Source organism: Deltaproteobacteria bacterium (assembly GCA_015233135.1).
Classification (GTDB): Bacteria; UBA10199; UBA10199; order JADFYH01; family JADFYH01; genus JADFYH01.
On the sequence record JADFYH010000051.1, the window covers coordinates 1 to 8,654 of the forward strand.

At 46.0% G+C, this 8,654-nt stretch carries 13 protein-coding genes; 2 read left to right on the forward strand and 11 right to left on the reverse strand.

Annotation, left to right across the window (positions count from 1 at the left end):
- Positions 1 to 96: 96 nt before the first annotated feature.
- Positions 97 to 384 carry a hypothetical protein gene (locus HQM15_11685; protein MBF0493425.1) on the reverse strand — a complete coding sequence of 96 codons (288 nt, stop codon included), beginning with the start codon at positions 382 to 384 and terminating at the stop codon, positions 97 to 99.
- A 144-nt stretch (positions 385 to 528) separates the two neighbouring features.
- On the opposite strand from HQM15_11685, the gene HQM15_11690 reads away from it, so the two are divergent.
- Positions 529 to 777: a type II toxin-antitoxin system Phd/YefM family antitoxin gene (locus HQM15_11690; GenBank protein MBF0493426.1), complete on the forward strand. Its 249-nt coding sequence runs from the start codon at positions 529 to 531 to the stop codon at positions 775 to 777.
- Complete coding sequence (locus HQM15_11695) at positions 771 to 1,037, forward strand: Txe/YoeB family addiction module toxin (GenBank protein MBF0493427.1); 267 nt, start codon at positions 771 to 773, stop codon at positions 1,035 to 1,037. Before HQM15_11690 ends, HQM15_11695 begins: the two co-directional genes overlap by 7 nt.
- Here the strand turns inward: HQM15_11695 and HQM15_11700 are convergent, their stop codons facing one another.
- The 10 genes from HQM15_11700 to HQM15_11745 all read right to left on the reverse strand — a co-directional run.
- Positions 1,038 to 3,473 (reverse strand): acyl-CoA dehydrogenase, encoded by a 2,436-nt coding sequence (locus HQM15_11700; protein ID MBF0493428.1) that lies wholly within the window; start codon positions 3,471 to 3,473, stop codon positions 1,038 to 1,040.
- A gap of 80 nt (positions 3,474 to 3,553) precedes the next feature.
- The gene (locus tag HQM15_11705) at positions 3,554 to 3,952 is read right to left on the reverse strand and encodes a type II toxin-antitoxin system VapC family toxin (protein ID MBF0493429.1); all 399 of its coding nucleotides are present in this window, start codon (positions 3,950 to 3,952) and stop codon (positions 3,554 to 3,556) included.
- A complete protein-coding gene (locus HQM15_11710; GenBank protein MBF0493430.1) occupies positions 3,949 to 4,191 on the reverse strand; it encodes a hypothetical protein in 243 nt (80 codons plus the stop codon). Before HQM15_11710 ends, HQM15_11705 begins: the two co-directional genes overlap by 4 nt.
- 112 nt (positions 4,192 to 4,303) lie before the next feature.
- Positions 4,304 to 6,496, reverse strand: a complete 2,193-nt coding sequence (gene ptsP / locus HQM15_11715) for a phosphoenolpyruvate--protein phosphotransferase (protein MBF0493431.1) — start codon at positions 6,494 to 6,496, stop codon at positions 4,304 to 4,306.
- A 15-nt stretch (positions 6,497 to 6,511) separates the two neighbouring features.
- Positions 6,512 to 7,045 carry a bacterioferritin gene (locus HQM15_11720; protein ID MBF0493432.1) on the reverse strand — a complete coding sequence of 178 codons (534 nt, stop codon included), beginning with the start codon at positions 7,043 to 7,045 and terminating at the stop codon, positions 6,512 to 6,514.
- Between the two features lie 23 nt (positions 7,046 to 7,068).
- Complete coding sequence (locus HQM15_11725) at positions 7,069 to 7,374, reverse strand: hypothetical protein (GenBank protein ID MBF0493433.1); 306 nt, start codon at positions 7,372 to 7,374, stop codon at positions 7,069 to 7,071.
- A 23-nt stretch (positions 7,375 to 7,397) separates the two neighbouring features.
- Positions 7,398 to 7,589, reverse strand: a complete 192-nt coding sequence (locus HQM15_11730; GenBank protein ID MBF0493434.1) for a hypothetical protein — start codon at positions 7,587 to 7,589, stop codon at positions 7,398 to 7,400.
- Between the two features lie 161 nt (positions 7,590 to 7,750).
- Positions 7,751 to 7,906, reverse strand: coding sequence for a DUF3309 domain-containing protein (locus HQM15_11735; GenBank protein ID MBF0493435.1), 156 nt, complete (start codon positions 7,904 to 7,906; stop codon positions 7,751 to 7,753).
- A gap of 66 nt (positions 7,907 to 7,972) precedes the next feature.
- Positions 7,973 to 8,194 carry a hypothetical protein gene (locus HQM15_11740; protein MBF0493436.1) on the reverse strand — a complete coding sequence of 74 codons (222 nt, stop codon included), beginning with the start codon at positions 8,192 to 8,194 and terminating at the stop codon, positions 7,973 to 7,975.
- Between the two features lie 323 nt (positions 8,195 to 8,517).
- On the reverse strand, positions 8,518 to 8,654 hold a 137-nt coding region (locus HQM15_11745; protein ID MBF0493437.1), incomplete at its 5' end, for a response regulator transcription factor.

Here is an 8,654-nt window from a genome sequence, read left to right on the forward strand (position 1 = left end):
CCCAGAAAAAAACAAATTGCATCGATAGGGACCCACCTATAAAAAGAAAAAATAAGATCCGTCGCTACGCTCCGAGTGGGTCCCTATCCTTGCGGATCACTGGGTCCCTGTCTTGCGATTTCGCACAAAACGTCCTAAACCACCCCCTACAAGGCCGCTAAGCAAGCCAACGCCTAATTCAGCGGGAAATTGTTGGGTAAAAATATCGTGCCGAAAATAATGTGTAATAGGTCTGATAAAACTTGAAAGGCCCTGCAAAGGCGACACAATAGAAGCCAGCTCAGATCTTGAGGGAATTAAGGGCAAGGGAGAGGGGGAGTGTCGTACAGGATCGAGGCCAGCTGCATGACCAGAAGCTGAAATCGTATTTTGAAGTCTAAGCATAAGAAACCTTTCTTGATAGAAACAAAGTGGGTACAAAACCTGTCACTTTCGTATCATCGGGGCTTATTCGGAAATGTTGCTAAGTTTTTTTAACACTTGATCTCAGTACTGTATTCCAGTACCGTACAAAGGAAGGGGGTTCTTATGGAATTATCATCCGATTCATTTCGAGCCAAACTCAAAGAAACCGTAGACTGGTGTGTCAGCAACCATCAGCCAGTAAAAGTAAAACGAAAAAATGGTGAATCGTTTTTTGTTATTGGAGAGGAAGATTGGAACTCCATTGAAGAAACTCTCTACCTCAACCGGCTTCCTGGAATGGTCAAAAGTATTCAAAAATCATCTCAAGAACCTTTGTCCAAAGGAACAAAACTGAAAGATCTAAAATGGTAAAGTGGCAGGTCATACTTTCCACAAAAGCGGTTAAGGATTCCAAGAAGTTGAAGCAGGCAGGCTTAAAAGAAAAAACTCAAAGTCTTCTCGAGCTACTAGAACAAAACCCCTTCAAAACACCTCCTCACTACGAAAAACTAGTTGGAAACCTCCAGGGTTTTTATTCGCGACGCATCAATATTCAGCATAGACTCGTGTACGCGGTGGACCCTCAAAAAAGAATAGTTCATGTGTTAAGAATGTGGACCCATTATGAGTAATTAAAATCCGCCCGATCGACTCAAATATTCTTCCTGGGTAAAAGAATCCACGGCAATCACTTCCTCTCGAAGCTCGTCTGCCTTCTGTAAATTGGCGACTTCCGCTTCACTCAGGAGGCCTTGTCTTAAAGCCTCTTCCAGAAGTTTGCTGCCTTTTAATTTGGGTAGGCGTTTTGAATGGACGGCCAGCCTCAATTTTCTTTCGGTTTCTTCCGCTGCTTTAATCACCTTAAACGCAGTCTCCATGCGCCTTAGAGCCTCGCCTTCGCGAGTGGGATAATAAATCCCCTCGCAGAGACGATCGCGTCCCTCGCCCTCTTTTTGCAGGAGAGCAGCCACTTGATGAGACAGGGAATCCGAAACATCGGGGCTCAAAGGATTAATTCGAGAGCAGGCCCCTAAAATACCGGCGAAAAACCAAGAGAAGCCCGGAATTGCGATATTTTTGAATATCCCCTCAAAAGCAAGCTGGATCTGCCTGAGCCCATACTGCAGTGCATAGTGAACTAAGGGTAAATCTTCTTTGCGTCGACCCTCGGCTTCGAAGCGACGCAGGGTGGCCGTGCAAAGAAACATCCAGGAAAGCACATCTGCAAAGCGACCACTAATTTTTTCTCTAAATTTCAAACGGCCACCCAAAGCCCCCATCGCAATATCCGACATCAGGGCAAAGCGGGCTGAGGCCCAGGAAAGCTTGCGATAATATTTGGCCACCGGACCTCGGACGGGAGAAAAAGCCAGATGACCCCGACTTAAACTGAGCAAGACCGCACGAAAGGTATTTCGAACCACGTGCCCCACATGTCCCCAGAAGGCCCGGTCAAATCCGCGGAGATCGCCTTTTTCGGCTGAGTCCACTTCTTTCAAGACATAAGGATGGGCACGGAGCAGGCCCTGGCCAAAGATAATCAGGGTACGCGTCATGATGTTGGCGCCTTCTACGGTAATGCCAATGGGGGCGGCGATGTAACTATGGGCGAGCAAATTGCGACGGCCAGTAGAAATGCCAGAGCCCCCCATAATATCCATCCCCTCACTAAAACATTTACGGGCCAGTTCTGTGCTGTGGTACTTGGCAATGGCCGTAATGACTGGAGGCTTAATCCCCTGATTTAAGGCACCGCACACAAAGCGGCGAGAGGCCTCGAGTAAATAGGCGAAGGCCCCCAGACGAGCCAGCGCTTCTTCCACCCCTTCAAAACTTCCAATAGGCATACCAAATTGTTTGCGAATAGAGGCATGGTTAGAAGCCACGCGGGCGGCAAGTTTCGCTCCGCCACAACTTTGCGCTGGGAGAGAAATGCCACGACCCGCAGCCAGGCATTCCATCAACATCATCCAGCCTTTGCCTGCGGAGGCAATACCACCTACGATGCAATCTACTGAGACAATCACCTCCTGTCCTTGTGTGGGGCAGTTGTAGAAAGGAACCCCCAAAGGATCGTGTCTTCTGCCTAAAACCACGCCTTTCGTATTAGAAGGAATGAGCGCACAGGTAATGCCCAAATCACTTCCTTTTCCCAATAAATTATCCGGATCGTACAAACGGAAGGCCAGGCCCAAAAGAGTAGAAATCGCCGCCAGGGTAATCCAGCGCTTATCCCAGTTGAGGCGCAGATAGAGTTTGCCGGCTTCTCCCTTGAACAACACGGCAGAGGAAACAATAGAAGCGGCGTCGGACCCAGCACCAGGTTCTGTAAGGGCAAAGCAAGGCAATTCCTCGCCCCGTGCCAGACGGGGAAGCAGATATTTTTTTTGTTCTTCTGTCCCATAATGAATGAGTAACTCCGCAGGCCCCAAAGAATTGGGCACCATTGCGGTAACGGCCAGGGGAAGCGATCGGGAGGACAGTGTTTGAATAACCGCAGAGTGCGCCAGGGCCGAAAAACCCAAACCGCCATATTCCTTGGGAATAATCATCCCAAAGAATTTTTCTTTTTTGAGGATCTCCCAGGCGGCTGGCGGAAGTTCGCGGGTCTGCCAGATTTTCCAATCGTCACACAGCTCGCAAAGGCGATTTACCGGCCCCTCCAGAAAGGCTTTTTCCTCGGGGCTCAGCTCGGGATAAGGCTCTGCCAAAATCTTTTTAAAATCAGGTTTTCCGGAAAACAGATCTTTTTCAATCCACACCACACCGGCTTCCAGGGCCACTCGCTCGGTGTCAGAAATCTTGGGTAAAATTTTCTTAATCCCCTCCATAAGAAAGGCACTGACCAGAAAGGCGCGCAGCGGCCTGAGATTAAAGAGGATAGCCAGCACGGCAAAGGCAATCAGCACGGCCTTTGGGGCAGCAAAGCCGATCAGCAGGGCAGCGAGGGCCAAGGTCCATAAAATAAAAGGGGCCCCCACAAAACCCAGGATTAAAGTGACTAGCACAGAGGCCAAGGGAACCAGGCCGGGGAAAGATCGAAAAAAACCATAAAAGTGCAAAAACATCCTGCACCTCCAAGTAAAGGTTTAAGAGCGATTATTGTAACCCCATTATTTTTTTTAGCAACCTTTCTTGGGAACCCCACTCAACTCCAATTTTCCACCCAAAGTTGTGGAACATTTTTAAAATGTTTGAGATTGTTCGTCACCACCGTCATCTGCTTCGAACGTGCGACCGCGGCAATCAGCATGTCCATTACTCCAATGGGAGTTCCTTTTTTGCTCAAGGCCTGCTTGATTTCAGCAAAATGCAATGCGGCTTCTGAATCGAAGGGGGCAATTTCCAGAGGGTCTATAAAGTGTTTTACTCTTTCCAGATTATTTTGGGGTTTTAGGGAGTGAAGCGCGCCAAAATAAAGTTCAGCTTCGGTAATGGTACTGATGGCTAATACTTCCCGGCTATTTTCCCTGAATTTTTTTGCCAACTTTTCGTTTCCACCATTTAGAAGGTAAATACAAATGTCGGTATCCAAAAGATAACTCATTTTAAGGGCCTTCTTTTGCTTCCAATATTATTGGAACGGATGTCTTTGAGTATTTCTTCGGGACTTCGATTGTCTTCCCAAGTGCCCCAAAGCTTGAACCACGAGTCTGGCAAACCCGAATTGATTTTTTCCACAATAGCTTCTTTGACCCAGGCAGACCTGCTTTTACCCTCCAGCTTTACAGCACGGTCTAGTTGTTTTTGAATGTTTTCTTCCAAATAAATCGCAATTTGAGACATAGGCCCTCCAAATATATGTGCACGTATATTCTATCTATTAATTCACAAACAGTGCAAGAGGGAAAATATACAAAAAGGACCTTTAATCCCTAATAGAGGGTCAGAGGGAATCTCAATTCTGAAAACGTCTTAAGATAGATTTCACTTCTTCAATTCTTGAGGCTTGTAAGGCTTGTTTTGCCATTTCCTGTGCTTCTTGCTGATTCAGATTTCGGATGAGTTTTTTTGCTACTAGAATACTGGAGGGGATCATCGAGAGACTGCTAATTCCCAGGCCTAGCAGCAGCGGAATGACGAAGGGATCGCTTGCCATCTCGCCACAAATTCCCACGGGTTTTTGGGCCGTTAATCCTGCAGATGCAACTTGAGAGATGAAGGAGATCACAGCAGGGTGCAAGGGCTCAAAAAAGGAGGCGACTCGTTCATTATTTCGGTCGACTGCCAAGCTGTATTGGGTGAGGTCATTGCTTCCTATGCTCAAAAAATCGGCCTCTTGAACTAAGAGAGAAACCATGGCCACTGCCGAAGGGACTTCAATCATTAGCCCAAATGGAATTTGAGGATCGTAAGAAATATTTTCATCGGAGAGATTTTTTTTCACCTCTTCCAAAATTTTTTTGGTGGCATCGACTTCTTCCATGCCTGAAATCATCGGGATCAGCAGACGAATGCTTCCAAAGGCGGAGGAACGGAGCAGGGCCCTCAATTGTATCTTCAAGATCTCGGGATGAGAGAGCATGAGGCGAATGGAGCGATAACCCAGGAAGGGATTGGTTTCCTTTTCTATACAAAGCGCTTCAATAGGTTTATCTCCCCCGGTATCCAAAATACGAAAGGTGACGGGAAGTCCTTCGGCTTCCTTAATGATCTGACAATAAATATCAAATTGCTCATTTTCATTGGGGAGGTTTTTTCCCTTTAAAAAAAGAAATTCGGTTCTAAAAAGACCGATTCCTTCTGCACCAAAATAACGCAATTTTTTGATATCCGAAATGAAGCTGACATTGCCTTCCAGATGAATCACATGACCATCCAAGGTGACTGCGGTTTCAGAGGCAGTGGCATTCAGATCTACCAGTTCTGCTACATGTTTTTTTTCAAAAAGCTCATAAGCATCCAGGCTGGAGCTGTCAGGATTGACAATCACTTCTCCCTTGCTTCCATCCACAATCAGGAGATCTCCTGGATGAATTTTTTGCATAATCTCAGCTGCGCCCATCACTGCAGGGATTCCCAGGGAACGCGCCAAAATTGCTGCATGGGAGGTGAGTCCGCCCGTCATCGTCACAATTCCCAAAAGCTTGCTGGCGTCGAGGTGAATGGTGTCCGATGGGCCGAGAGAGTGTGCGACGAGCACTCCTGTCCAATTTTCTTTTTCTTGATGGGATTCTATCCCCAAAAGATTTTTTAAAATCCTTTGTTTTAATTCTTTAAAATCAATGACTATTTCTTCTAAACGGGGATTTTTGCTTTTACTAAACTGATGCATGTATTCTTTGAGAACTTCATCCACGGCCTCCAAAGCGCTTTTGCCTTGATCCGTTGAACTCTCCAACTTTTTCAGGAAATTGATATCTGAAAGCATGATCTGCTGGCTGTAAAAAATATCGGACTCTTCTTTGGAGAATTTTTTTTCTACGCTTTTTTCCAAATGACTCAAATCCTCCAGGGTTTTTTGTAAGGCCGCCTTAAGCTTGCCCTGTTCGCTCTGGGTACTCTGAGAAGAGAGATCAGGTTTGGAAAAAACGGTGGATGTAATTCCCTCATGAAGCAGTAGCGCAGGGCCAATACCGAAACCAGAAGAAACGGCAATGCCTTGAAAGACCAAGGATGCCTGATTTTTCTTCATTTCTTTTTTTGCCCGTTCCGCAATAGTTAAAGATTGAATCACTCCAGCCAGCTGCAAGACAATAAACTCCAGAAATTGTCTTTCCGGAAGATCAAAACCATTGAGCTGATTTCTTTGAAGTGTAAGTACGCCTACAATTTTTTCCTGATAGACAAGCGGCACAGCCGCCCTGTCTTGTGCAAAGACAGCTCCTCTTTTTTCGAGCACGAGAGCTATCAGCTCTTGCAGCTTTTGCGGATCCTGCGGTTTACGCTTTTCAAGGGAAGGGTTGTATTTATCTATCGCGGCAAGAGTTAAAGTATCTTGGTGACATTCATGGAGTGAACAAACTTCGGCATGAAAGTGTTCCCGGATAATCTGTACGATATAAGCCAAGGGGCGCTCATCGTGTTTGGAAATTTTGAGAGCCTGAGCAATACGGGAGAAGGTTTTTGCAAGCTGATCCCTGTAAATCATTTGAGAGTGGCCTGCCTAGATGACCTTCAAAAATTCGGACAGGTCATCGGCGTGCTTTTCTTCCATCGCCAAAATTTCTCTCAGCATCCGACAGGTGGTGGGATCATCATCGCCAATGTAGCGAACCATTTCGGTATAACTCTCGATGGCAATTCGTTCCGCCACCAGATCTTCTCGGATCATTCCTTTCAAATCTTCCGCTTCGACATATTCAGCGTGACTGCGACCCAACAATCCTTCAGGAGAAAGATTGGGTTTCCCTCCCAACTGCACGATACGTTCCGAAATTTGATCGGCATGGGCCTGTTCTTGCTGGGCATGCTCTAAAAATTCAGCGGCCACCTGAGAGGCATTGATTCCGGAAGACATAAAATAATGGCATTTGTAACGGAGCACACAAACAATTTCGGTGGCCAGAGCTTCATTGAGGAGTTGAAGCACTTTTTTGCGATCTGCCTTATAGCTCTCTGTCACGGCTCCATTTTCAATATGTGCGCGTGCCCGTTGTCGAATTGTTTTGATATCTGTAAGGGCTGATGTTTCTTTCATAGTAAACCTCCGTTTTTTCCCTTCTACCATCTTCTATGATGTCTATCGTGATCAAGATCACGATCCTGCCGCTTCAGGCGCCTTTCTTCTTCCTTCAGGCCCTCCTTATGGCTCCGGCCATAATGCCAACCCCTGCGGTCTTCGTCGTAGTGGTAGTAGTGATTGTCCCGAGTGCGATAGTAGCCTTGATCATATCTGAACTCAGGCTCCGGATAAAAGAGAGGTAAGCCGATACCTATTCTAACATCTGCCGCCCTTGCGTGTAGCGGACTCGCCAACACGGCGACTACCAGAAAACTTCCCAACATTACTCTTCGGATGATATTCATCTTTATTCTCCCTTTTCATTTTATTAGCTTAACTTTTTCTCAGCCTTTTGAAGAACTTCTTTCGTGCCCTTTCGAACATGCTCCACCGCCTCACCCGCAACTTTTTTGGCATCCCTTCCCATCGCTTTGATATCACTTCCCAACGCGGAAGCGCCTTCCTTCAGATTTTTTCCGATGTGCATCTCTTTTACTTTTTCCTTTAATTGGCTTTGCATAGATAACCTCCAATAGATTGTTTATGAGTAACTTCCAGATGATATATAGATCTTCTTTCTGAAGAATAACAATCGGGGGAGTCAGTATTCTAGGCTGGGGAATTCCCTTAGTGGGCTTGGCTATTTACAAGACAGGCCTTTCATAAACACCAGCATGGTGGTCAAATACGCCCCATCAACAGCAAAATAATGACGATGATCAGTAGGATGCCTCCAATGCCACTGGGGTAATAACCGAAATTACGGCTATGGGGCCAGGTGGGTAGGGCTCCAATTACTAGGAGTATAAGAAATATCGTTAAAATTGTTCCCAACATAGAAAGCTCCTTATTTGTTTGTGATAAAAAAACCGGCCCCTCGGGGCCGGTAATGACCATCACTCACTATTGAACATGCTTTGCTTGATCGCCGCTAGCTGGCTTCTGAGCAATGATCGGATTAATAACAGGCGCCTTATCACCCTCTTTTGCACAAGTTCCCTTCGAGGTATCCTGTGAAGCATCTTTGCTTTGAAGATTTTGATTGCCCGTCCTTAAATCCTGCTGAGGAGCTTTTCCAGGTTGATTGTTCTTTTCGCCTGTCGCTTCTTTATTATTTGGATTCATATAGTTCCCCTTTGTTTATGAGATAAGAAAAATTCTTATTTCAAATTTGTTTGTATTAACTGTGTGGTAAGTACAAGAAGGAGCGATGATCTACAATCGGGGTGGGCAGTATTCTGGGGTGGGGGATTCTCTTATCCTAAATACGGCGGTAGCCGCATTTAGCAAGCTTCTGCAATTGTCCCAGCTCTTCGTTGGGAGCCATTCCCCCGTCAGTCAACGTAGCGTCTGCTACGCCTCCTTCCAGGTGAATGGACTCCCGCCTCAATCTGAAACAATTTCAAAACCTTGACCTGAAAAAAGCCACACAACTGCTTTTCCCAGGCTTATTGGATTTTCTCAGCAAGACACCATTTGACGGCATACTGAATCAGTTCATGAGAATTTTTCAAATCGAGTTTGTTTTTAATATTGGCATAATGAGATTCAATGGTCTTCACACTCACAAAAAGTTTTTCCGCAA

Coding starts and splice junctions, on each gene's coding strand:
- ptsP (MBF0493431.1), bottom strand. CDS start 6,496: ATGATTTACAGGGATCAGCTTGCAAAAACCTTCTCCCGTATTGCTCAG.
- HQM15_11735 (MBF0493435.1), bottom strand. CDS start 7,906: ATGTTGGGAACAATTTTAACGATATTTCTTATACTCCTAGTAATTGGA.
- HQM15_11710 (MBF0493430.1), bottom strand. CDS start 4,191: ATGTCTCAAATTGCGATTTATTTGGAAGAAAACATTCAAAAACAACTA.
- HQM15_11730 (MBF0493434.1), bottom strand. CDS start 7,589: ATGCAAAGCCAATTAAAGGAAAAAGTAAAAGAGATGCACATCGGAAAA.
- HQM15_11685 (MBF0493425.1), bottom strand. CDS start 384: ATGCTTAGACTTCAAAATACGATTTCAGCTTCTGGTCATGCAGCTGGC.
- HQM15_11720 (MBF0493432.1), bottom strand. CDS start 7,045: ATGAAAGAAACATCAGCCCTTACAGATATCAAAACAATTCGACAACGG.
- HQM15_11740 (MBF0493436.1), bottom strand. CDS start 8,194: ATGAATCCAAATAATAAAGAAGCGACAGGCGAAAAGAACAATCAACCT.
- HQM15_11725 (MBF0493433.1), bottom strand. CDS start 7,374: ATGAATATCATCCGAAGAGTAATGTTGGGAAGTTTTCTGGTAGTCGCC.
- HQM15_11690 (MBF0493426.1), top strand. CDS start 529: ATGGAATTATCATCCGATTCATTTCGAGCCAAACTCAAAGAAACCGTA.
- HQM15_11700 (MBF0493428.1), bottom strand. CDS start 3,473: ATGTTTTTGCACTTTTATGGTTTTTTTCGATCTTTCCCCGGCCTGGTT.
- HQM15_11705 (MBF0493429.1), bottom strand. CDS start 3,952: ATGAGTTATCTTTTGGATACCGACATTTGTATTTACCTTCTAAATGGT.
- HQM15_11695 (MBF0493427.1), top strand. CDS start 771: ATGGTAAAGTGGCAGGTCATACTTTCCACAAAAGCGGTTAAGGATTCC.